The 24,605-nt window shown below is 40.8% G+C and carries 21 protein-coding genes; 11 read left to right on the top strand and 10 right to left on the bottom strand.

Features of this window, described 5'->3' with window-relative positions:
- Nucleotides 1–243 precede the first annotated feature (243 nt).
- From V7L07_RS22635 to V7L07_RS22625, 3 genes are all read left to right on the top strand, one after another.
- Nucleotides 244–1,332: an aspartate carbamoyltransferase catalytic subunit gene (locus V7L07_RS22635; RefSeq protein ID WP_335061118.1), complete on the top strand. Its 1,089-nt coding sequence runs from the start codon at nt 244–246 to the stop codon at nt 1,330–1,332.
- Between the two features lie 704 nt (nt 1,333–2,036).
- The gene (locus V7L07_RS22630; RefSeq protein WP_335061117.1) at nt 2,037–2,888 is read left to right on the top strand and encodes a hypothetical protein; all 852 of its coding nucleotides are present in this window, start codon (nt 2,037–2,039) and stop codon (nt 2,886–2,888) included.
- A gap of 69 nt (nt 2,889–2,957) precedes the next feature.
- Nucleotides 2,958–3,950, top strand: coding sequence for a pentapeptide repeat-containing protein (locus V7L07_RS22625; RefSeq protein ID WP_335061116.1), 993 nt, complete (start codon nt 2,958–2,960; stop codon nt 3,948–3,950).
- 60 nt (nt 3,951–4,010) lie between these two features.
- On the opposite strand, the gene V7L07_RS22620 is transcribed toward V7L07_RS22625, so the two are convergent.
- From V7L07_RS22620 to V7L07_RS22585, 8 genes are all read right to left on the bottom strand, one after another.
- The gene (locus tag V7L07_RS22620) at nt 4,011–5,351 is read right to left on the bottom strand and encodes a TldD/PmbA family protein (protein WP_335061115.1); all 1,341 of its coding nucleotides are present in this window, start codon (nt 5,349–5,351) and stop codon (nt 4,011–4,013) included.
- 216 nt (nt 5,352–5,567) lie between these two features.
- Nucleotides 5,568–7,040, bottom strand: coding sequence for a TldD/PmbA family protein (locus V7L07_RS22615; RefSeq protein ID WP_335061114.1), 1,473 nt, complete (start codon nt 7,038–7,040; stop codon nt 5,568–5,570).
- Between the two features lie 552 nt (nt 7,041–7,592).
- The gene (locus V7L07_RS22610) at nt 7,593–8,417 is read right to left on the bottom strand and encodes a glycosyltransferase family 2 protein (protein ID WP_335061113.1); all 825 of its coding nucleotides are present in this window, start codon (nt 8,415–8,417) and stop codon (nt 7,593–7,595) included.
- A 45-nt stretch (nt 8,418–8,462) separates the two neighbouring features.
- Nucleotides 8,463–9,767, bottom strand: coding sequence for an NAD(P)/FAD-dependent oxidoreductase (locus tag V7L07_RS22605; protein ID WP_335061112.1), 1,305 nt, complete (start codon nt 9,765–9,767; stop codon nt 8,463–8,465).
- 91 nt (nt 9,768–9,858) lie between these two features.
- Complete coding sequence (locus V7L07_RS22600) at nt 9,859–10,215, bottom strand: EamA family transporter (RefSeq protein ID WP_335061111.1); 357 nt, start codon at nt 10,213–10,215, stop codon at nt 9,859–9,861.
- Nucleotides 10,216–10,249: 34 nt separating this feature from the next.
- A complete protein-coding gene (locus tag V7L07_RS22595; protein WP_335061110.1) occupies nt 10,250–10,624 on the bottom strand; it encodes an EamA family transporter in 375 nt (124 codons plus the stop codon).
- A 293-nt stretch (nt 10,625–10,917) separates the two neighbouring features.
- Nucleotides 10,918–11,232, bottom strand: coding sequence for a hypothetical protein (locus tag V7L07_RS22590; RefSeq protein WP_335061109.1), 315 nt, complete (start codon nt 11,230–11,232; stop codon nt 10,918–10,920).
- A 1,245-nt stretch (nt 11,233–12,477) separates the two neighbouring features.
- The gene (locus tag V7L07_RS22585) at nt 12,478–12,696 is read right to left on the bottom strand and encodes a hypothetical protein (RefSeq protein WP_179067865.1); all 219 of its coding nucleotides are present in this window, start codon (nt 12,694–12,696) and stop codon (nt 12,478–12,480) included.
- A 534-nt stretch (nt 12,697–13,230) separates the two neighbouring features.
- Between V7L07_RS22585 and V7L07_RS22580 the strand changes: the two genes are divergently transcribed.
- Nucleotides 13,231–15,390: a Tex family protein gene (locus tag V7L07_RS22580; protein ID WP_335061108.1), complete on the top strand. Its 2,160-nt coding sequence runs from the start codon at nt 13,231–13,233 to the stop codon at nt 15,388–15,390.
- 13 nt (nt 15,391–15,403) lie between these two features.
- Complete coding sequence (locus V7L07_RS22575; RefSeq protein WP_335061107.1) at nt 15,404–15,745, top strand: 2Fe-2S iron-sulfur cluster-binding protein; 342 nt, start codon at nt 15,404–15,406, stop codon at nt 15,743–15,745.
- Nucleotides 15,746–15,793: 48 nt separating this feature from the next.
- Here the strand turns inward: V7L07_RS22575 and V7L07_RS22570 are convergent, their stop codons facing one another.
- A complete protein-coding gene (locus tag V7L07_RS22570; RefSeq protein WP_335061106.1) occupies nt 15,794–16,783 on the bottom strand; it encodes a hypothetical protein in 990 nt (329 codons plus the stop codon).
- Between the two features lie 238 nt (nt 16,784–17,021).
- On the opposite strand from V7L07_RS22570, the gene V7L07_RS22565 reads away from it, so the two are divergent.
- Both V7L07_RS22565 and V7L07_RS22560 read left to right on the top strand, forming a co-directional pair.
- A complete protein-coding gene (locus V7L07_RS22565; RefSeq protein ID WP_334779604.1) occupies nt 17,022–17,420 on the top strand; it encodes a phage holin family protein in 399 nt (132 codons plus the stop codon).
- A 126-nt stretch (nt 17,421–17,546) separates the two neighbouring features.
- Nucleotides 17,547–17,738 carry a YqaE/Pmp3 family membrane protein gene (locus V7L07_RS22560; protein ID WP_334779603.1) on the top strand — a complete coding sequence of 64 codons (192 nt, stop codon included), beginning with the start codon at nt 17,547–17,549 and terminating at the stop codon, nt 17,736–17,738.
- Between the two features lie 165 nt (nt 17,739–17,903).
- Here the strand turns inward: V7L07_RS22560 and V7L07_RS22555 are convergent, their stop codons facing one another.
- On the bottom strand, nt 17,904–18,704 hold the full coding sequence (locus tag V7L07_RS22555) for a histidine kinase (protein ID WP_335061105.1): 801 nt from the start codon (nt 18,702–18,704) through the stop codon (nt 17,904–17,906).
- Nucleotides 18,705–18,895: 191 nt separating this feature from the next.
- Between V7L07_RS22555 and V7L07_RS22550 the strand changes: the two genes are divergently transcribed.
- From V7L07_RS22550 to V7L07_RS22535, 4 genes are all read left to right on the top strand, one after another.
- Entirely contained in the window at nt 18,896–19,120 is a 225-nt protein-coding gene (locus tag V7L07_RS22550) for a hypothetical protein (RefSeq protein WP_334730892.1), read from the top strand.
- 55 nt (nt 19,121–19,175) lie between these two features.
- The gene (gene petJ / locus V7L07_RS22545; protein WP_335061104.1) at nt 19,176–19,511 is read left to right on the top strand and encodes a cytochrome c6 PetJ; all 336 of its coding nucleotides are present in this window, start codon (nt 19,176–19,178) and stop codon (nt 19,509–19,511) included.
- 207 nt (nt 19,512–19,718) lie between these two features.
- Nucleotides 19,719–20,738, top strand: a complete 1,020-nt coding sequence (locus V7L07_RS22540) for an aldo/keto reductase (protein ID WP_335061103.1) — start codon at nt 19,719–19,721, stop codon at nt 20,736–20,738.
- A 58-nt stretch (nt 20,739–20,796) separates the two neighbouring features.
- On the top strand, nt 20,797–24,605 hold a 3,809-nt coding region (locus V7L07_RS22535), incomplete at its 3' end, for a tetratricopeptide repeat protein (protein ID WP_335061102.1).

The raw sequence follows: 24,605 nt of genomic DNA, 5'->3' as shown, positions 1-24,605 counted from the left end.
TAGATATCTAATTTGATAGAAGACAGGTGATATCATTTCCTCTGCATCTGTCATCTGTAAATTAAAAAGCTGTAGAGACGCGATGTCTGACGACAAGCCTCCGGGTTCGGGAGTTCGCAAGACGCTCGTTCGCGTAGCGTGTCGCAGACAAGACTCGCTAACGACGGGAACCGCCAAGACTGCGACACCCTCACCGTTTTGCGTCTACGCTTGTATCTCTATGCAGGAAACTGATTGCTATTTATGCCTACTAACACTTGGAATCGTCATCACATTCTTTCCCTGGCTGACTTTACTACCACTGAATACGATACTGTTTTGCAAACTGCGGCCAGTTTTCAAGAGGTGCTATCACGGCGGACGAAGAAAGTACCAACCTTACAAGGACAGGTGGTGGCGAATTTATTTTTTGAATCGTCTACCCGTACTCGCAGCAGTTTTGAACTCGCAGCCAAACGCTTAAGTGCAGATACACTGAACTTCGCCGCCGCCACTTCTTCTATGACTAAGGGAGAAACAATTCTCGACACGGCGAAAACTTATTTAGCGATGGGAACTGATATTATGGTAGTCCGCCATCGAGAGGCAGGAGTACCAAATGCGATCGCGGCTGAAATGGATCGTCTAGGTGTAAAAGTTAGTGTCCTCAACGCTGGTGATGGTCAACATGAGCATCCTTCCCAAGCACTGCTAGATTTATTTACCATAACTACTCTCATTGACCCAGATCATCCCCGACTGGAACTTTTAAAGGGGAAAAAGATTGCCATTATTGGAGATATTCTCCATTCTCGTGTGGCGCGATCGAATATCTGGAGTTTAATTGCCAGTGGTGCCGAAGTGCATCTCGCAGCACCACCTACCTTCTTACCCAAGTTATTTGCCGATTATATTTTAGAAGAAGCAGAAGAAGACAAATCAATTCTCCTCTCTGCCTCATCCCACTCCCCACTCCCCATTACCCCTTATCCCCAGAGGGGGCCCCACCTTCTCCACTCCCAAAATCAACAACTTTTTATTCACTGGCAGCTAGAACCAGCTTTACAGAATGCCGATTTTGTGATGACTTTGCGCTTGCAAAAAGAACGTATGACGGCTCATTTGCTACCAAGTTTGCGAGAATATCATCAGCTATTTGGTATTACACGTGCAAAGCTGCAACTCTGTAAACCTAACGTCAAAGTTTTGCATCCAGGCCCAGTTAACCGAGGTGTCGAAATTAGTTCTGATTTAATGGATGACCCAGAATTTAGCCTCATTCAATCGCAAGTTACCAGCGGTGTCGCCGTTCGGATGGCGCTGTTGTATTTGATAGGAAGCGGTAAGGTTTAATAACATAATTTCCTTGTAGGTATAGCTGTCTCAATCACTTTCAGTAAATCACTACTTTATATCGTTGGCGACAACAGTGAAAAAGCCTTGAGATGTAAGAGGATGTTTGAAAAGTTTTGGATGAATATAGTTCGCTATTACACTGGCATTGTCCGCCTCCGAGGACTAACACAAAATCAAGTTTTTCAACCCACGGAGGTGGGTTTTGTCTCGTGTAGCCGCGATTTCTAATCGCCAGGGCTGGTATTAAATTAGACTTTTATGTATTGTAAGAATTTTATGATCCAATTTATTGTCTCGTTCCCAGTCAGAGACTAGAAGCTAGATTTAAAAAGGGTTTTGGCTTAATTTGACACCAATCAGCAAGGCTAATCGTGAGCAGAGTTGCTTGACATGACTACACAAGCTAGATAAAAAAGGTATAACATAAGACCAGCCCTTTCAAAGCGAGTATAAATTCTCGAAAATGAATTCCTCTCTAAACCTCTATTCTCTGTCTTGAAAAGCCTGATGTCTGGAGCGGATTGCGCCAATGGAGGTTTCCTGCACTCAGGCTTTATGCTGTGTATGCTTAGTTAAATAATTAACCTCTAAATCAACTGCGACACAGAGAATACTCCGAGAAAAAGAGATTTTACAAGTCATGTTGAAAGAGCTATTTCTATCATTTATTACTGCCTGACACTTGTGCCGGAGATTTGCCGATGAAAACTATATCTAGCCTTGATTCAGTAACTAAACATTTAGAGCAGCATGAGAACTCAAAACGAATTAAAAAATTAATATACTCGGCTTGTAAAAATGTTTGGGAGAATAATGAAGAAACGCTAGATAAGTTTAAATTGCAAGAATTAATTCAAGAATTATTCAGACTATATCCAACTATAAATAACTTAAATTATAGTTTATCTAAAGTTGTAAAAACCCTTAACAAACAATCCGAATACGCCCTACTCGCCAGCATTATTTCTCATGAAATGCAGAAGTTATATATAATACCTGATGAAGCAACAGGAATATTATTAAATCAACCTCATCAAGAAGAACAGATATTTTATAATTCTGGACAAATATCATCAAATTCTATAGATAAATCTCCAAACAATCAAACCAAACATCAATACAATCAGTTTGATTTACGGCAAAATATTATGAAGTATACTAACCCACTTAGGGCTAAAATAGTTCTATTTTCTGCACTTTACAAAAAGTTTACTTTCAGTGAAGAAGACTGGTTGAAACTGAAGGCTGAACAACTTGATGATTTATTGTTGAGATTATTTGATACTTGTCCAACTATCAGAGAGCTTGAATCTAAACTAAATAGTGCTGTTATATCTCTAGGTAAGCCGGATGAGAATATCCAAGCAGCTAGTGCAATCATTCAATCTATGCGAAGTTTATATGGCAATATATCACCCAGCGCTAACGGATATGAACCGTTTAACAGCAGTTTATCTCCAGAAACGAGAACATTAGTTAATCCTCATCAAAAAATTGCACTCACAGATGATAATAATACCTGTCAATTTCTAGTACCTCCTACCAAAGAATAATCGTAACTTTTGAATATTCTTAAGCCTGGAAAAATTTGCAAATATTATGGTAATTGAGATAGGAAAAATATGGATGCCAATGAACTTCTTCAGCGATATGAAAATGGAGAAACAAAATTTATTGAAGCAAACTTAAATGGGGTAAATTTGTTTGGTGCAGACTTGATTGGTATAGCTTTGAATAAAGCAGATTTGGGTAATGCTATTCTAATTTTTAGCTATCTAAATCGAGGAATATTGAATAAGGCAAATCTAGTTTGTACAAAGCTAAGTGGCGCAAACCTAAATCAGGCAAGTTTAATCAATGCCAACCTGCATGATGCTAATTTACATGGTGCAACTTTGCAGGGCGCTGATTTGCGTAATGCCAATTTAACTTTGGCGTATATGTTAGATACTAACTTGATGGATGCCGATTTGCGTGGTGCAGATTTGAGTGGTGCAAATCTAACTGGTGCGTGCTTACGTGGTGCTAACCTGCGAGAAGAAAAGAGAATGTATTCTGCTAGTTTACGGGGTGCTAACCTGCATAAAGCTGACCTGCGAGGCGCTGATTTAACTGGTGTAGATTTATCTAAAGTTGATTTGAGCGGTGCTAACTTGAGTGAGGCAACGCTACGTTATGCCGATTTGAGTGACGCTAACCTGAGTGAAGCGATTTTGTATAATGCCTCTCTGGCAGATACTAACATCGGGGGTGCTAATTTAAAAGGTGCTAACCTGATGAACGCTAGGCTGGAACGGTCAAATCTTATTGATGCCGAACTTACAGGTGTTAACTTGTATGGTGCAATTATGCCAGATGCTAAACTGACTAGATGCCAGATGAGTGGAGTCAACCTGAGTTTTGCAAGGTTAAATAGAGTTGATTTAAGTCGGGCTAACCTGCGTGGAGCTAACCTCACGGAAGCAGATTTAGTTGATGCCTATCTTGCGAGGACAGACTTGACTGGCGCTAATTTAAGTAAGGCAAATCTAATCAGAGCAGAAATGAGTAGTACAAATTTGACGGGTGCAGATTTGCGTGGTGCGGTCATGCCTGATGGAACAATTAACGATTAAAAGTATACATAGGCAATACCCACTATTTGATGATGATAGGTATTGCCCAAATACTAAATTTTACTCACCAGTAATCGACAGTTCATTAACCCAGATTTTCGGGCAAACTCCACCTGGCGTTAACTCTGGCTCTTTTTCTACATAAATAATTGACTTCAAGAGTTCCAAGAAATCGCCAGCAATAGTTGCTGACTCAATACTCGTCTTAACACCCTTGTTAACTAGCCAACCATCAAACGGCAAAGAAAAGGAACCCTGCAAGGCTTTAACTCCGGCATGGAGAGCTTGTAAATCATCTATAAGAATCACATTTTCAGCCGTTTCTAAGCTCAACTCTTGCTCAGGAGTTGCTGTTGAAAAAACGTGATAAAAGTTGGGACTGACGCTGACTTTTGCGCCAATACTGGCATTACCCGTTGGCTGGGCATTTAACCTTTTAGCAGTGCCGGCACTATGGAGAAATCCTGTTAAAACACCATTTTCAATCAGCGAAATTTGACGAGTAGGAGTTCCTTCACCATCAAAACTTTCTGCACCTACGTTAGCTGGGTGAAGGGCATCATCATAAACAGAAAGTAGAGGAGAAGCAATTTGCTTACCTAAATCATCAGGAGTTGATAGGCTTTGATTGTCTAGAATACTTTGAGCATTGAATAAGTTAGAAAAACCACCCAGCAGACTTAAGAAAGCTTCTGCTGAGAAAACAACTCGATATTTGCCAGTTTTGATTTTTTCATAATTCAAGTGGCTGATAGTTTTATCGGCGGTTTCTTTGATGCAACCATTAATATCTAGATTATCTAATTTTTGGTTGATTCTAAAAGCACCTGCACTACGCGGTTTTTTTCCTTCTTCCTCAGTTTTACTGTAAAGATAAACTGATGCCAAAGAGTGAGATTCAGTTCTCACTGCACCATCGCTATTGAGATAGAATCTGTCAACATCTCTTTGTGATAAACCGTTATAAGGTACACCTTTAATTGCTGGATGAGCGGCCAGTAATTCTTTTTCAGCTACCAACAATTTTTCTATGAGTTCAGCAACAGGTGCTTGGGGTGCTTTATCCTGAGGTTTATTTGGGATAGGGACAGTAGCCTCTGGACTAAAATCAGGAACATTCTCTTTAACACCAAAGAAACTAGCTTCGTAGGCAGTTTTCAAGGCTAATTCTAGTCCCTTGGGGTCTACATCTGTGGTGCTGGTGACACCCATTGTATTATCTTCATTCCAGACACGAACAGTAACACCAGAACGATTTGACGCTTTAACTTGTTTTGGCTCACCTTGGTCTACTTGCACGCTAGTGTCATCTACTGTTGAGCCATAAATGTCAAATTTCTTAATGCCAAGCTTCTCAGCATTGTCCTTGGCAGAATTTGCAATCTCATTGATATTCGGCATAGTTTATTTTGGATTTTGGATTGGAAGCGATTCTATTTTGAATATTAGATTTTAGATGTTATTGCTTGTACTTCTCTCGTGAGTTCTGACTGAAGCAATACTCAAGCAATTTTGGATTTTAGATTTTAGATTGAGCCTACGGAACAATCAGGGAACTTGAGCATTCTGGATTTTGAATTACAATATTCAAAATCCAAAATCCAAAATCTAAAATTCTTATCTTCCACCGACGGTAATAGAATCAACCTTGATATGGGGTTGTCCAACTGTGGTGTAAATACTGCCACTAACAGAACCACAAAATCCTGGTGCAATTTCCAAATCTTGGGAACATAAGGAAATTTTATTCATAATTTCCTTAGCTTCACCAATAAGTATTGCTCCCTTTAGTGGTTTAGTGATTTTGCCATTTTCAATCAAATAAGCTTCATCAACACTGAAGTTAAATTGGCCTGTAGCACCAACGCTACCACCACCCATCTTTTTACAGTAAATGCCTTTATCAACAGAGGCAAATAATTCATCAATGGTGTATTCGCCAGAATCGATATAGGTATTACGCATCCGGCTAGCGGCGGCATAGGTATAATTTTGGCGGCGTCCACTTCCTGTTCTGGGGTGTCCGGTGCGTGTAGAACCTGTTCTATCTGCTAAGAAGTTTTTGAGAACGCCTTTTTCAATTAATAGGGTTCTTTGAGCAGGCATACCTTCATCATCCATGTCAATTGTCCCGAAGGCATTTTCAGAGCGCCCTTCATCCCAGGCTGTCAAACTTTCGTGGGCAATTTTTTCGCCTTTTTTGTCAGCAAAGGGAGAGGTATTGCGTTCTATTTGGGTAGTTTCTAGCAGGTGTCCACAAGCTTCGTGGAAGATTACACCGCCAAAGTGATTGGCCATAATGATGGGGTAAGTACCCGATTCCACGTAATCTGCGTAGAGCATTTTCCCAGCCGATTCAGCTATTTTTTCAGCAGCTTGTTGAGAATCCCAAGTTCTCAAGAAGTTGGCATCGCTAGTATTACCAGCGCGATCGCCAATTGAGGTACGATTAGCACCATCAGCACACAATAGGTTAAATCCGACTGACTGGGTGAGGCGGATGTCACGGGCAAAAGTACCGTCACTGGCGGCGATTAAAACTTCTTGCCAATCTCGGAAATAGGTAGCACGCCGCGATTGGACGTGACTAGCTTTTTGCTTCAGGTTGGCAGTACCCTCAAGGAGGATTTCTCCCATTTCTCGGATGGAACTACATACTGGTAGCCAGGCATCTTTACCTCTTTTGGTGGCGTAATCTCTCAATAATTCCAGGTTAATTTCTGGGATGAAAGCCTTCGCAGTGGGTAGTTGTAATCCCAAGATAGAAAGACCTTTTTCTAAGGCTGCTTTCAAACCGGAAAACGAAAGGTCATTGGTGCTAACGTAGCAGTCAGCTTTACCGCGAAATACTCTGACTCCCGCGCCTGTAGATAGACTGGGTGAAATACTGGTGATGGCGTCGTCTTCTGCAAGAGAACTAATATAGTTACGACGTTCTAAAAATAATTCGATGAAGTCAGCGCCGCCGGCGCGTCCTAATCCCAGGAGGGTAGCCAGGGGGGCTTCCCAGGTTTCATCGAAACGCTCTGGTGTGGAGGAATATTGGAGGGTGGGAAGTTGATTCGAGAGAAGTAGCGTACTTGTAAGCATGGGTAGCCTCGTCTGCTGGCGTAGTTCAGAGATTTGACTGAAAAATCCTGGTGTGTTCAGTCTAACAAATGAGTTAAAGTCACTGTTGGTAGAAAGGTGTGTGGATTTTACTCCTCTTCAGCAACGCCTTGGCAAATTAGCCCATAGAATGAAGAGTGCTGAGTTCCGTTAGCGGTAGCGGGGCGTTTAGCCCGTGCTGAGATGAAAGACCGCCCACAAGGGGCGGGGTATCAACCTACTCCGGATTGTTGATTCCGCTTGACTTCGGGCGGGGCTTTTACCATAGTGCAAAAGTACTGAGTATTCAATCTTCTTTACTCAGCACTCAGCACTCAGTACTCAGTACTCTTCATACCCTTGAGGGTGTCATCTATATATGATATGTATTTAAGTGGCACTCTTCTTAATGAAGAGAGTTATGAGTTAGGAGTGGAACGCGAGAAATTCCACCTATGGACAGCATACAGAAGCTTTTTGACGACTAACTCATCTTAAATATGTAATCTTGTTTACTGCAAACGCTTAATTTAATCTAGACTATCCTGCTCCAATTTATTTGCGATTTGCCATTTTCAGGGGAATTCTTGCTGTTTCTTGCTCATTGAAAGTCTGAGCTAAATTAGAATTTGGTGCTGTCGATACTAGATTCTTAAACAATAGCTTTAGGGTTCGAGTAATAGTTTTAAGAATTTTCATTTTGCTAGCACTAGGCTTTTGATCGTATCTCAAAACCATTGGAATTTCTACGATTTTTGGTTTGAGGACTTTGGCTTTCAGCAGTAAATCTATCATGCAGGCAAATCCACTTTCAGTGAATAGATTGTCTCCATAGTACATATCCAGTTTAGTGAGGAAAGTACGGTTATATAGTCTATAACCACAAGTGTAGTCTCTTACACCTCGTACACGGGCGGCAATTCTAAAAAGCCAGCTGGCTCCATAACTCATAAACTCTCTGAATTTTGATAAGCCTATGACTTTAGAACCTTTTCGATATCTGGATGCGATCGCAATATCATAACTCCCAGCTATCATAGTCTCATACATTTTTATTAACAGTTCTGGTGGCTGAGTGTTGTCGCAATCCATCGCCGCTAAAAAATCGCCTTCTTGAGATATTTCTAAGAAAGTCGTGAAACCTGTTTTAATTGCTTGACCTAAACCAGCATTTTTAGGATGTTGGACTAATTCCAGTAATATACCTAGTGATTGAGATTCTTCTAAAGCAGTTTGAGCAGTTGCATCACTACTACCATCATCAACCAGAATCAGTTTTATCTCCATTTTAGAGATTTGCTGCAATGTCTGAAACTTTTTGAACAAGGGGCGAATTGATTCTTGCTCGTTGTATGCGGGTAAAAGAACAAAAAGACTCATAAATAACTCCTGTGATTTTTAAAATAAAATACCAGTAATCAAATTTCAAGAATTCAGTAATGTTGATTTTTTGAGGAATTCATCAACCTGTCGCACAACTGCGTTATTGTTGACGCTATCATTGACCAACTGTGAGGTATTGACGACGAAAAAATCATCGTTTTTTGTACTCACTTTTGGAACAAGACTTGAATAATTTAAAACTTGTAGTGGCTGCACTTTAATAGCTCGGTTGATGTGTGCTGCTACAATGTCATCTTCTTTCAGTTCTGGGAACATCAAACGTATTCCCTGGAAAAATACTTGGCGTAATTCCTCATCTGGTTGTTTTAACAAGGCGTCAGTGGAAAGTATATATTTTGGTAGGAATGTCATGTGATATCCTGCTGTCTCTTGTAAAGAAACTAAGTTGCTCATACCGATGACTCCGGTAAAAGGTATGCTTCTATCGGCAATATTTACTACGTAATAAGGAATTAGAGCCTTGCGAGTAATAAGTACCATACAAATCACACCCAGGTATTCTACTGTTTCACTAGTGTCTGAAACTTTCACCAATTCATTAGCAGTAACCTGTTCCAAAATATTAACTGGGCCAGTAAAAATAACTTTATCAAAATGTTCTTTTTTCCCCTGATATTCTACCCACATTCCACCCCCTGGATGAGGTGAGATATATTCTACCGAAACACCTGTGTGGATATGACCTCCAGCCGCGTAAATTAATTTTTCTATATGATCAAAAACAGTTTTGTAACCGCCTGAGACATAACCAAGTTGTTCTTTATTTAATGAAGAATCACGGGCTGAAAATAGCCGTTTAATATAAGCCCAGATAAAAACTGCTGATATTCGCTTATAGTTCTCTCCTAATTTAGATAAAAGCAAGGGTTTCCAGAGCTTCTCGTATGTGCTTCTTCCACCGAGTTTTAATAACCAATCTTCAACTAAAATTTTCTCTAAGCGCCGCCAGTCATTAAGACGTGAACCATACAGAAGAGTAAAAGCTAACCTAATTTTACCAATAAGTCCAAAGAGAGGAAAGCGCAGGAATTCTATAGCATTACTAATAGAATAAAACTTTTTATTGTCATAGAATCCTGTTAAACTTCGATGCCAACGCAGTTTATCTCCAAGACCAATATCTCTAATAAAATTTATTAAGTGAGTATCAGAAGGGAGGATAACGTGATAAAAGCGATCCCAGGTAAACAACCCGTAATCATGATAAGTAGTAAGTCCACCAAGCTGATTGTTGTTATCAAAGACAGTGACTATATGTCCTTGATGTGAAAGACGTTGAGCTAATACCAACCCAGTTATACCCCCGCCAACAATGCCTATATTCATAAATTTAGATTTTTGTAGAGATGCTTTTGAGATTTCTCATTAGAGGATTTTATTTTAATATTAATAACCTGAGTTATTACCTATACAGCTATTAGTTTACAACAAGAACTACACCAGTGATGATAATGGAAATTCCTATCCACTGCTTCAATACAACCTGCTCTTTTAAAAGATAGTGAGAAGAAATTGGGATCAGTGCATACATTAATCCGAGAACTGGAAATGCTTGACTCAAAGGAATTGTCCGCAATACATAAAGCCACAAAAGAGTCATAAATGTATAGCAGATAAACCAAATCAAAAAATAACGAGAAAGTAACAAATTTAGGATAGATGGGCTTTCTCCATTAGTAGGGCTAGAAATGTAAAGTCCGTATTTTAGTGACAGGTTAGCTATAGTTCCAAATAAAACTACAACCATTAAAAGTAGCCAAGTAGTGATGTTCATTTGTCAATACTTTGTTGTGGAATTTACTATAAAGTTATATAGACTTTTTCGGTGGAATAGCCACTAAAAGCACACCCATAAAAATAGTTATGACTCCTGCTATTCGAGTCAATGTAATCACCTCATTAAAAAAGTAGTATGAGCCAAAAAGTATACCCACATAATTTAAACTAGTTAATGGATAAGCAATACTCAATTTGACAGAACGCAAAGCCAATATCCAATTTGCTATTCCCAAACAATAAACACTAACAGCTAGTGCTAATTTTTGAAGAAATTCCCATGTCAATACTCCCTCATTTGCATGACTCATGGTGTGTTTCATCAGCAATTGTCCAGAAATACTAAACAAAATACTGATAAACAGGATGATATAGGGAATTATTTTAAAGTTTGAAGTTTGGGACATAGATTTCATCGTACATTTGCCTCTATTCAGATATTAGGTATGAACCGGACAGTAAACAGCCCGTTGTTTTGAATGTTTCGGATCTCGGTTACACCTTCTCTGCAATTCGACCTCCACTTCAGTAAACAGACAATAAAGTTAGTAAGGTTGACTCATAATCAAAATAATTGTTGAAGCTCATTTTCTTAGAGTTAGTAACTAAATACTATGTAATGCAATTTCTCAGATGGTTAGTTTATAATTGCAGCGTTTGATATGATTCGGAGTAGAGCGCACTGAATTAGTTTACCGAGTTATACTCCCAGGCAAACTTTTTTTTGCTTGGCAATTGGCACAATCAATTTCGTTTTTGCCCAACTGTGAATTGCAGAAATTTTTAGTATCAGCCAGTTACCCTTCAACACTACTTTGAGCGCGATCGCAATATCTAGGCTATAAAGGATACAGATGTAATAAAGGTTGAAATCTTTGCCACAAATCATTTCTGGACAAAGTTTAGCAGTATGCTGAGGTGTAGCCTGGACTCTAACCACATCTGCAACAGATGCAGCTAAACGAATAAAAATGGATTGCCAGAATTTTTGATTAATCCATTCATTAACTTTCATCTGTTGAATCCTGTTGTAGAAATCTTGTTGAAGACACTACTGAATTTCTCAAGCTATCAACTTATACATCAAAACTTAGCTGGATTGATAAATGTTCTCTATTTGATCCCGGGAAGTTTACTAATTTACTGATATACCGCAGAAATGATCCAGGTTCGCAAACATATCTCTAAACCTTGGCTGGTAACTAAACAGAATAATAAAAATTTGTACTCGAACTCAGTGTGTGTACATATTTTATATTGGACACGGAAAAAAATTAGTAACAGAAGTCTATTTAGCTGCGTAAATCTTCGATACGTTAACTACCCTACATAAACGCGCTTTACAGATTCCTAGAAATTTTTACTGAATGTCCAAATATAGTTTTTAAGAACACTGAGAGCTAATGCGGCGGTCAACTGGGAGATGACATTGATTGCATTAGGTTTGAAATGTTTTTAGACTATTTAGTATTAGGTTTGCTTGATTGTTCTTCGTAATTCTAACTAGGGTTTTCTCTCCCAATTTATTGCTACATGTAATCACCTACTAGAATACCACGAGAAAAGCGTGTTGCAAATTTATCGCCATACTTCATCAAAAATTCATTAACCGAAAATATACTTAAACAAAAACTTCATAAAATCGCAACTTTCCTTTATGTGAATTTTTATTTTGAGGATTTGTACATTTATTAAGTACTTTCTGGGTAATAAATTTGCAGAAGTAAGGGCTTAGTACAGCTTTGCATAAGTTCGTAACTTTTTTAAACGCAGAGGAACACAGAGGTAAACGCATAGGTACGCAGAGTTTTGCCAAAGTTAATTCGCTATGAATTAATGAAATATCGTACTTAGTATCAAATTTGATAAAAAGCTGAATTGAAGTTTGAACAACAGTACAAGTATTGCTATTACTTAGTATAAAGTTATGTTAATACGCACTGAAAATTATAGATGGTAACTGGGAGTCTGAATCGGTTTCTATTTATCCATACAAATCTCCAAATTCAGATATCTCAGACAGAACTAGGCTGACAGTTAATTCAGATTCCAAGTCAGCCTAAAGCCCCATTGATCATTTGAACATCAAGGTTTATTTTATACTGCAATTTATTGTAAGTATATCTTTTAAAAGTTGGCGTGGTCTTATTGGTAAACAAGTCCAGAAATACCTAACCATCGCCTTTATAGGCTAAATGAGAAGATAAAAGTTAGTCATGGTTAGGATATTGAGATTATTCAGTTTTCCTAGGTTTTTTTTCTATTGTTTGGACTCATTTTTTTGCAAAAGCCTGTTGCTAATTATGAAGACAACGATCAACAATCCAAACTGAATCTGCCAAGGTGCTAATACCAAACTTAAAATCAAGCTAATAGCTGCAAATACACCTGCAAGATATGCAATTTCATCATTACTCTTTTTAAACAAGTAGCCAGTAGCTAAAGCCGTACACAGTGGTATCAAGAAAAACAAAGGCATTTTACTAACCTCTGGACTAAAAGTTGTTGTGCTTAGAAAACGAAATTGTTTTTGGAATTCTGGTTAATTCTACATCCAATCGGGTTTTAGCCACAACAATCGATCGAAATAAATATTATAGAAAATCAAGATTATGTAATGTTATGTATTACACCAATGGGAATAATTCTGGTGACAGATAAAGCATCAAAAAGCTGGCTTTTATGTGGTTGATGCTCTGCGCCAAGCTTGCTTTCAAAGTAGGTTACAAGATGCTATGTGTAGCTTTTTTTGGGTATAAAATCCGTTGTGGTGATACTGCTTCTACTGCTATTTAACTCAGTATATTTGCGCTATCCTATACAAACTCTCCTTCATCTACGCGGGTTGAAAGGGTTTAAAACTGCGTTGGTGGGTTTTTTCTATTTCGCCAATTACACTCTTGTGAGCAATCATAAGGTAAATGGGCTTAAAACTTTGGTCTTGCGCCAGAATTAAGAATCTAGCATATTACCTTTGTAAGTCACATTTTCATTTTTTCATTTTAGACACCTAATGCTGAATATTCCTCAACTACTGGCAACTGAAATAAACCTCAAATCCCATCAGGTGCAAAACGCGCTGGAACTTTTGGCGGAGGGTGCAACAATTCCCTTTATTGCACGTTACCGTAAAGAGCGCACTGATGAGATGAATGAAGTGCAACTACGTGAACTGTCCGATCGCTATACTTATTTAACAGAACTGGAAGAACGAAAATCGGTAATTTTAAGTGCGATCGCTCAACAAGGTAAACTTACGGATGAACTCAACGCCAAAATCTCATCTTGTTTACAAAAAACCGAACTTGAGGATTTATACTTACCCTATCGACCAAAGCGCCGCACCCGCGCCACTATCGCCAGAGAAAAAGGACTCGAACCACTGGCTGAGTTCATCAAATCTTTAAATATCAAAAATGCTGCAACAGCTTCCTTAGAAGAAGCAGCGGCTAAGTATATTTCGGAAACCAAGGGAGTCAAAACAGCAGAAGAAGCGCTCAAAGGTGCTGCTGACATTTTAGCGGAAGAAGTCGCCGAAAAAGCTGATTTACGCGCCTATATCCGCGATTATCTTTTAGAAGAAGGCGTATTTGTCTCCCGCATCAAAGATGATTATCCTGAAGGTACAACCAAATTTGAGATGTACCGTAACTATCAAATTAGGGTAAAAAATATTGCCCCCCACAATATGCTGGCATTGTGTCGGGGTGAAACTGAAAAAATATTAAGCTTTGAAATTGTTTTTGATGAAGATACGCTACTTTACTATCTTGAGTCGCAAGAAATTAAAACCAAAGTACGGACAATTCGGGATTTTTATCAGGCGATGCTGAAGGATGCATTCAACCGTTTGATGAAAATATCTCTTATGGGAGAGGTAATTTCTGAGAAGAAAGTTTACGCAGACATAGAATCAATCAAGACATTTGAAACTAATCTGCGAGAGTTGCTGCTGTCTGCACCGGCAGGGATGAAACCAACACTGGCGATAGACCCTGGATTTAGAACTGGATGCAAAGTTGCAGTCCTCGACCAAACGGGAAAATTTTTGGAATATCAAGCGGTATTTCCCCACCAAGCGGCTGAACAGCGACTTAAAGCTGCACAAACTGTCAAAAATCTCATTGAAAAGTACAAAATTGAGTTAATCGCCATTGGTAACGGTACAGCGTCGCGCGAGACAGAGGAATTTGTCACGCAAGTTTTAGAAACCATCGAACGCAAACCAGTTAAGGTAATGGTGAATGAGTCTGGCGCATCTATATATTCTGCAAGTACTGTAGCCTTAGAAGAGTTTCCCGATTTAGATATTACTGTGCGCGGTGCTATTAGTATCGGTCGCCGTTTACAAGACCCTTTGGCGGAACTGGTGAAAATTGATCCCAAATCTATTGGTGTGGGACAATATCAGCACGATGTCGATCAGAAGTTGTTGAAAAAGAAATTGGACGACACTGTAGAAAGTTGCGTCAACTACGTCGGCGTAGACTTAAACACCGCATCCAAAGAACTGCTAACTTCCGTCTCTGGGATTACGGCAACAGTTGCCAATAATATTGTTGCCTATCGCAATCAGCATGGAGCCTTTAAAAATCGCCGACAATTGTTGAAAGTTCCGAAGTTGGGGCCAAAAGCCTTTGAACAAGCAGCAGGTTTTCTGCGGATTCGCGGCGGTGACAACCCATTAGATAATACAGCAGTGCATCCAGAGAGTTATTCTGTAGTAGAAGCGATCGCATCCGATCTAAATGTGCCATTAAATCAGGTGACACAAATAGCCGAAAAACTCAAAAAGACCAACCTGAAGAAATACGTTACTGATACCGTTGGCGAACCCACACTGCGCGACATTCTCAGCGAACTAGAAAAACCAGGTAGAGATCCTCGTGCTGAGTTTAAGTATGCCACCTTCAGAGAAGGAATTAAGGAAATCAGGGATTTAAAGGTGGGCATGGAACTAGAGGGAATCGTGACGAACGTCGCCAACTTCGGTGCTTTCGTCGATATCGGCGTACATCAAGATGGTTTAGTGCATATATCCCAACTTGCTGATAGATTTGTAGACGATCCCAACAAAATTGTCAAAGTGGGACAAGTTGTTAAAGTGCAGGTGTTAGAAATCAACGAGAAACTCAAGCGGATTAGTTTATCGATGAAAGCAGTTAAACAATAATTAGAAATAGCAGATGGCAGTTTATCAAGTTCGATTCATCAATCCTACACTTGGATTAGATCGCACCATTCCAGTACCAGATGATCAGTATATTCTCGATATGGCGGAAGATGCTAGTATCCGCCTACCATCTGGGTGTAAACAAGGTGAATGCTCTGCGTGTATTGCTAAACTTATTAGTGGTGAAGTTAACCAAAGCGAGCAAAAATTTCTGCGTCCAAGTGAAATACAGGCTGGTTATGTTGTTACTTGTGTAACTTACCCTTTGTCTGATTGCACTTTAGAAACCCATCAAGAACAAGTCTTATATAAATCTGCCCTTTACTATAAGCCTGAGTCGGGAAAATCTGATTAATTTTTGTCTTGTCAATCCTTTGTCGTCAATAAATTCTACAACACTCCCCTATTGGCAGTTAACCCCCGTTAATTCCGGAAAAAACTCCTTTGCGGCACAAGACACTAACATCGGATCTTCAATCGGGGGATTCGTTTTTGCAACAATGTGAGCGGCGGTAACTTTTTTAAGAGTCCATTGAAAATCTTCTTTCTTCTTATTAGCAATACTTTTTACTTGAGTGTAGAAATATTCGCCACGAGCTAAACGATTAGAACCTTGTTGTGTATCGCACTTATAGGTATCATGGTCATCCGATAAAGGTTTGTTATCTTTAGTGCCTAAAATGATTGTCATTGGTGTACTGAAAGTCGTTTTCAAGTCCACAGATGGCAGTTGCTCTCCGGTTTCTTTATGGAAACCACAGGGATAATCCCTATGCTGATCAGGTATTATATACGAACCAGCCTCGGCAGCGATCGCCTTTTTAATATGTGCATGGGGCATAAAGATGACCATTCGATGTACGAACTGTGCGCCAGCAGAGTGACCATAGAGATAGTAATTGCTTGCGTTGACTTTGGTGCTTCTTTTCACGACGTCAAAAATATTTTCAATTTCAGTAAACGCCCATTGGTTTCGAGGATTTAGAATCTTCAAATCTTCTGTAAACATGTTGCCAAGATTATACCCTGTAGCTAATGGATAGCGCTTTTGCTTAAACTGGGGAGCAAGCAGGATAAAATTTGGATTGTTGCTGCCCTTGTGATTGTAGATATTTCTCCAGTCATTTCTATAATCTTCAGCATTCCGTTGTTCGCCATGCATGGCGAATACCACTTTCGTATTTGCCTGCAATTGATTAGGTAGGTAGTAGTAAACAGGGATAGAGAAATTGCCAGCTTCAACCTTGTAAAGGAAACAACCCTCTCCTTTTTTCAACATCCTGAAAGTACAACTATGATCTGAAAGTGTTGAGATTGACCCAGATGCCTTGACAAGATGAGCGAAATCAAAGCAGAGGAAAGCAGTTGTAATAAAAGCAAGCAACCGTTTCATGAACCAAAACCTCTGAGATGGTAAACACAAAACCTGGATGTGTGTACACCGTAGCCTTTCCTTGTAGGGCAGGGCTGTTCTTGTTAGGTCTGTATTAGACTAAACAGAGAAGGGCTTTATCAATGATAGACCTAATGGTAGAAGTAAATTCTATCTTGCAAGAGAGGTGAAAACCTAGCAGGTAGTTAAAGATGATATAAGAAGTTGCAAAAAAATCTCTAGTTATTAGGTAGAAACGATGTTGACTCCATTTTTAACCGCCCTAGCTACAGCCTTGAGCCTGTTGATTGTTGATTTAGTTGTTCCAGGCGTTGACATTGCTAATTTTCCCGCAGCATTGATTGCCGCTTTAGTAATTGGTCTAATTAACGGTTCAGTTAAACCAGTCCTATCTGCTCTTTCTCTACCACTTAATTTTCTATCATTTGGAGCATTTTCGCTCATCGTCAACGGTTTATGTTTCTGGTTAGCAGCAGTATTAGTTCCTGGGTTCGCCGTTCGCGGAATCATTGGTTTCCTTCTCGGACCAGTAATTTTAACCTTTGCTAACACCTTCATTAACAACTACTTTGTTGAAAGAAATCTTTTAACTAGCGGTGGTAGTGTAAAGAATCAAACTGAGTTACCTTCTAGATAAGTTAGAAGAGGTAGAAACGCTAGTTAGCTCACGTTTCTTTAACTACATAAAATCTCCGAATCTGGATTTCCCAATTCGGCATCCTCAAATGAATGTCACTAAACAAAATCACAAAGTTGTAAAATCATGAAATTAGTTCGTTTTCTTCTAGGTCTGTTAGTTCCTCCTTTAGGTGTTTTCTTGACAGTTGGAGTTGGGCCAACTTTGATTATTAACATTTTGCTCACAGTTCTAGGTTGGCTTCCTGGTAGTATTCATGCAATTTGGGTTATAGCCAAGCATGACGAACAAGTTAACCAAGAAGGACGTAGTTACTAATACGCGATCAGAATTTTCTTAATGGGTAATTGTTAAACCATAATTCCCCCTTTTCTACCCAGATTCCCGACTTCTTGAAGAAGTCGGGAATCTTTTTATTATTCAACAAAATAGAGTGAGAAATTTTCCACCCTATTTTTTAATTCAATTAAACATCAAAGCAGTCTATTTATGAATAGTCTCCCGTTCTTTATCAGCAGGTTCCTTATCTTTGAATAAGTCAGCTGCGGTTAAGAGTAACTCTCGCAACGTTTGTTTGATTTGGCGCTCTTTTCTGGCTAGAGATGTGCCAGCTTCACCCAGTTTATCTTCTAGCTGCGATCGCTTCTGTTCTACCTGTACGACTACAGACTCCGCTTGGGGACGAGCTTTATCATACCAGTGTTTAGCCTCGTCTAGATAATCTTGAACCTCCAGATTACGTCCGCCATAGCGTGCAGCTAAGTTGGCTCGGACAATGGCTAGCTGCGATTGCAGTTGCGCGTAACGTTTCTTTAACAATGCCACTTCTTCACTATCTTTTATGGCATTGACAGCAGAATCAATGGCAGTTTTGGTAGTAGCAGATTTTTCCTTACCCGTCTCTTCAATCTCTGCCAAAATTACATCAACTTCTTGCTGGAGTTGTTCTTCTTCACCATCTAGTTGAGCCTGTAGCCGCTTGATATCTGTTTGAGTTTTAGCAATAGCTTCGTGTCTTTGACTATTAATTCCTTCCAGCGCTCCTTCAATGGAAGCTGTCACTTCATCTTTGAGTTCGCTACCTTTTTCTTGGAAGTTTTCAATGACAGCAGAAACAGCGTCTCTGACAATGCTACGAACTTCACTAGAACCTTGTTTAAACTCAGAAGCTACTTGAGAAACTGCGGATTTGACAATCTCTCGAATCCGCTCAGTTCTTAATTGTCCAGTTTCTTTCGCTTGTTGCAAGTCGGCTTGAATTTGTTGTTTGATATTGTTAGGCATTTTCAACTCGGAGAATTTAACTAATTGGGATAAAAGTTTATAGACATGTTCCTACACCCACATTATGGCGTAGTCTGATAGAGTTAGGCACTTCCTTTAGATAGAAAATTCCAGTCTCCAAGAGGTGATGTGTAGCATGTCGCCTATTTGTGAGATGATGAATATTTAGTGGTAGTAATTAGAAGTGAAATATGTGGCGAGTAAATATTACTTGTTCGGGTGATGCCTGGAAACTCTATGGTGTTGATTTTAAAGCGATCGCAGAGAAATATCAAGGTGAATTGATTGGTTCCAAAAAAATGCCAGATGGGACGCGTATCATGTCTTATAAAATTGAGGATGTTAGTGATGCAGAGTCCTTTCAAGAAGATTGTGCAAATTTTGCTGGATTTACAACTGATTTTGAATCTCTCTAGTATTGCTTATGATATTTATACCTGCAATTAGTATGTCCAAATGTGGAGAAGTTAATTGAAAAAACTACTTAAATTAGTATTAGTAACCTTTTTGTTATTAATCAGTACTTTTACTTTCCCTGCTAATGCCGCAGACACAGTTAACGGTGAACAAATCTTTAGTGTTCATTGTGCTGGTTGTCATATCAATGGTAGCAACATAGTTAGGCGGGGTAAAAATCTCAAAAAGCAAGCCCTGAAAAAGTATGGTATGGATTCAATAGCGGCAGTTACATCTATAGTTACCAATGGTAAAAATAATATGTCAGCCTACAAAGAGCGTCTCAGTGAACAGCAAATTCAAGATGTTGCTGCTTACGTTCTCGAACAGGCTGAAAAAGGCTGGCGTTAGAAAGTTAGGAGAAAGTTAGGAGTTATGAGTTCAAAATTAGGAGTTAAGAGTTAAGATTTAAGAGTTATTGATTATCGTTGTTATAAATGGTTCTTAAGAAGGCATAAAAGCTAAGGATGTTGTAATAAGATGCTTACAAACTCACAAATTCTCCTAACTCCTAACTCCTAACTTCTCACTCCCAACTTCTCACTCCTAAACTTGAAAATGAATTTACCCGCAGCTAGCCGTCTCCAATTCACTCCCGATTTAAACATCTGCCGCATTTTAAATGGTATGTGGCAAGTATCTGGCGCACACGGAAAGATTAATCCCCAAGCTGCCATTAAGACTATGTTTCAATATTTAGATGCAGGCTTTACTACTTGGGATTTAGCAGATCATTATGGCCCCGCAGAAGATTTTATTGGTGAGTTTCGCTGTCAACTAATTGATACTCGTGGAAAAGATGCTTTATCTCAGGTACAAGCCTTTACAAAATGGGTACCTCGTCCAGGCAAAATGACGAAAAAACTCGTCGAGGACAATATTGATATTTCCCTGAGAAGAATGAATGTGCAATCGTTAGATTTGATGCAGTTTCATTGGTGGGAATATCAGGATAAAAATTATCTGGATGCCCTCAAATATATGGCAGAGCTTCAGACTGAGGGTAAAATTAAGCATCTAGGTTTAACTAATTTTGACACAGAAAACTTAAAGATTATTACCGAAGCAGGGATCAAAATCGTTTCTAACCAAGTGCAATTTTCCCTGATTGACCGCCGTCCTGAAGTTAATATGGTGGAGTTTTGTCAACAGCATGACATCAAGCTTTTTACTTACGGGACACTATGCGGCGGTTTGTTATCAGAAAACTATTTGGGGAAATCGGAACCGCGAGGATTTGATCTCTCTACTGCTAGTTTGAAAAAATATAAAAATATGATCGATGCTTGGGGTGGTTGGCGCTTATTTCAAGAGTTGCTAGCTATCTTAAAGGAAATTGCTAATAAGCATGGGGTAAGCATTTCTAACGTGGCAGCACGTTACATTTTAGATCAGCCAACTGTGGCAGGTGTGATAGTTGGTGCCCGACTTGGGGTATCTGAACATATAGAAGATAACGCCAAAGTATTTAGTTTTAGTTTAGATGCAGACGATCGCGATCGCATCAGTGCAGTATCTCGCCAATCACGCGATTTGTACCAGCTTATCGGCGATTGCGGCGACGAATATCGGCGATAATTTCAGGAATTGGGTGATAATACGGTGAAGGTTACTGTGCAAACTACTGCTGTCAGCCATGCCCCTAAACTTCACCTTCGCCCTCAGTCAACAGCAAACTTTTGAACTGCGCTGTGATTATGGCTCACGTCGCCTAGAAAAAACTGAGTTGGCAGCACTCATTGATTTGTGTGAGCAAAATTATTATGCTCAAGATGAAGATCGCCTACCCTATCTCACCCAGTTGGGACGGCAACTTTATCAATGGCTGGATGGTAAAGAAGGATGGTTGAGAAACGCGCTGGATGAGGCGGATGAGCAAACGATTCTTCTAGATTTGATTAAAATCAGCGAAGCGCAGGGGTTGAACCCAGAAACAGAAAAAGTAGCGCTGGGATTGGCACATTTACCCTGGGAATTGCTGCATGATGGTGCAGGATTCTTACTGCAACGTCAAAATATTTCCGTCTTACCAGTGCGTTCTGTGCAGCAGCGTCAAACCCCATTAATTGGCGTGCAAAATCGCCCCTTGCGGTTGCTGTTCATGGCGACTTCTCCTGAAGGGATAAAACCAATTCTGGATTTTGAGCGGGAAGAAGCGAACATTTTGCAAGCAACTGAAAATCAGCCCTTGGCGTTGATTGTTGAAGAAAGTGGCTCGGTTGCAGAGTTAAGCAATTTGGTGCAATCCTACCCAGAAGACTATTTTGATGTCTTTCACCTCACCGGACACGGGATAATTTACACCCACAAAGATTACGGCTATTTGCTGCCAAAAGGCACAGCATTACGAGACAATACACCTTGCTTCATCACTGAAGATGAAGTGGGGAATATCCAACTGACTACCGTCAAGAATTTAGCTGAAGCCTTTCGCGGCCGCTGGCCGCGTGTAACTTTTCTCTCTGGTTGTCATACGGGACAGGTTTCTAACAAGGGGACAGTACCCTCAATGGCGCAGGCATTGGTGAAAGCCGGGGCGGGTATAGTTTTAGGCTGGGCGCGTCCGGTGTATGACCGCACGAGTATTGTAGCAGCACAGGCACTTTATCTAGCTTTGGCGACGGGGGCAACTGTTGAACAGGCTGTCAAAGCGGCACAGCAGAAGATGATTGAGGAAATATGCACCGACTGGCATCTGTTACGGATGTATCGAGATACGCGCCCCATTAACCAACTGGTGACACCACTGAACACAAAAAATCGGGAAAAGCTGAAGTTCGCAGCGCCAGAGCAAGAATTTCTCGATGAGAATAATCAAATTAAAGTTGCCAGTCGGTTTGAGTTTGTCGGACGCAGACGACCTTTGCAACGGTGTCTCAAGGCTTTGCGGGAAACTAACAACCAAGTAGTCGGCGTGTTTATTGCGGGGATGGGCGGACTAGGCAAGAGTACCCTGGCGGCGCGGTTATGTACGCGGGTGCAGGCGCAGCGTCCTAATTTTGCGCGAGTCGTGTTGATTGGCCCTCTGGATGAGATAGGTTTGCTGAATAAGCTTTCTCATAAATATCAGCGATTTGCAGATGTGCCCGCACTTTTGAATGAACCAAAGGTGTCTCTAGAAGGGCGGTTGCAAAACTTTTTTGAAGCAATAGAAAAAATTGACCAACCCTTGCTGTTAGTACTGGATGATTTTGAGCAAAACATCCCCAAACCTAACATTAAAGATGGCTCATTGCGGATGACGGTGGAAGCCTACAAGATTTTAGGGGCGATTTGTGCAGCATTGGCAGAAACCGGGGTAGAAAGTCGGCTGATTGTCACCTGTCGCTATTTGAAAGCAGACACCTTACCAGAAAATCATCGCCTGCACTTGGAATCTTTGGCAGGGATGAGCAGCAGTGATATTGATAAAATCTGCTTTTCTTTAGATACAAAAGTTAAGCAGCAGCTAAGAACTCAGAGGATTATTCACATTGCCGATGGTAATCCCCGCTTGCTGAAGTGGTTGTTAGAGGTGATTCAGCAACCAGGAATAGCGGCGGATGAATTATTGAATCGGCTGGAGGCGACTGAGCAGAAATTCCGCGAAGATATCTTGGCACAAACTCTGCTGGCTGCTTTGGAACCGGAAGAACAAAAGTTTCTCGCACGGTTGAGTGTGTTTCACTTGCCGGTGACAGAGGAGATTGTCAGGGCAATTTCTCCCGCCGGGGACTCGAAGTCCCCGACTAATAGCGAAAGTCCTCTGAAGAGGACTGAGGATTTAGGGGAGGGAATTTCTAATCCGCTTGAGCGGACTTCGGCTATGAGCCAGGAAATTGATTTCCTGGCGGTTGTGGGCAAGCTTGTCAGCCTGAGTCTAGTTGAGTCTGCTACGACTCACGCCAACCAGTCAGCTAATTATCGGGTGACGACAATTTTAGAATCGTTGCTAGAAACAGTGTTGAGTGAGAAAGAATGGCAAGCAGCGCGACAGCAAGCGGTGAGGAAAATCTATCAAGCTTGGTGGGAGGAGAATGACAACCCCACGGAAGCAGAAGGACTGGAAATTGTACGGTTGGGATTACTGGGGAAAGAGCAGGAAATTGCTGTCAGCATTGGAGATAGGATTGCAAACAATTGGGTGAACAATTCCCGGTTTGTGGAAGCTTTTGATTTATGTGAGCAAATTCTGGCAGTTTTTCAAGACTACCGCATCTTGGGAACCATTGCCCGTGCCGAAAAGGTTTTGGGTTTTGTGCAAGAGGCTGTTACCCATTATCAGCAAGCTTTAGACCTTTGCCCTGAAGAGGAATTAACAAGAAAAGCCGCTACCCTGGGCAACATGGCACAGGTATTCGCCGACCAAGGGGACATACCGAGAGCGATCGCACTCTGGGAGCAATCTTTGGAAATAAAGGAGCAGATAGGCGATGTCCAAGGTAAAGCCATTACCCTCAGCAACATGGCAAACGTAATCGCCCAACAAGGGGACATAACAAGAGCGATCGCACTCTGGGAGCAAGATTTGGAAATATCTGAGCAGATAGGCGATGTCAAAGGGAAAGCCACTACCCTGGGCAACATGGCACAGGTATTCGCCCAACAAGGGGACATACCGAGAGCGATCGCACTCTGGGAGCAATCCTTGGAAATATTTGAGCAGATTGGCGATGTCAAAGGGAAAGCCGCTACCCTCAACAATATGGCAGGGGTAATCGCCCAACAAGGGGACATACCCAGAGCGATCGCACTCTGGGAGCAAGACTTGGAAATATTTGAGCAGATTGGCGATGTCAAAGGGAAAGCCGCTACCCTCAACAACATGGCACAGGTATTCGCCCAACAAGGGGACATACCGAGAGCGATCGCACTCTGGGAGCAATCCTTGGAAATAAAGGAGCAGATTGGCGATGTCAAAGGTAAAGCCGCTACCCTCAACAACATGGCACAGGTATTCGCCCAACAAGGGGACATACCGAGAGCGATCGCACTCTGGGAGCAAGACTTGGAAATATCTGAGCAGATTGGCGATGTCAAAGGGAAAGCCGCTACCCTCAACAATATGGCAGGGGTAATCGCCCAACAAGGGGACATAACAAGAGCGATCGCACTCTGGGAGCAAGATTTGGAAATATCTGAGCAGATTGGCGATGTCAAAGGGAAAGCCGCTACCCTCAACAATATGGCAGGGGTAATCGCCCAACAAGGGGACATACCGAGAGCGATCGCACTCTGGGAGCAAGACTTGGAAATATTTGAGCAGATTGGCGATGTCAAAGGTAAAGCCGCTACCCTCAACAACATGGCACAGGTAATCGCCGACCAAGGGGACATACCGAGAGCGATCGCACTCTGGGAGCAAAACTTAGAAATATTTGAGCAGATTGGCGATGTCAAAGGGAAAGCCGCTACCCTCAACAATATGGCAGGGGTAATCGCCCAACAAGGGGACATACCGAGAGC

Origin of the sequence: Nostoc sp., assembly GCF_036916985.1 — a bacterium.
Taxonomy (GTDB): Bacteria; Cyanobacteriota; Cyanobacteriia; order Cyanobacteriales; family Nostocaceae; genus Nostoc.
The sequence above is the reverse complement of the archived record's forward strand: the minus strand, read 5'-3'. Positions and strand labels throughout refer to the sequence as shown.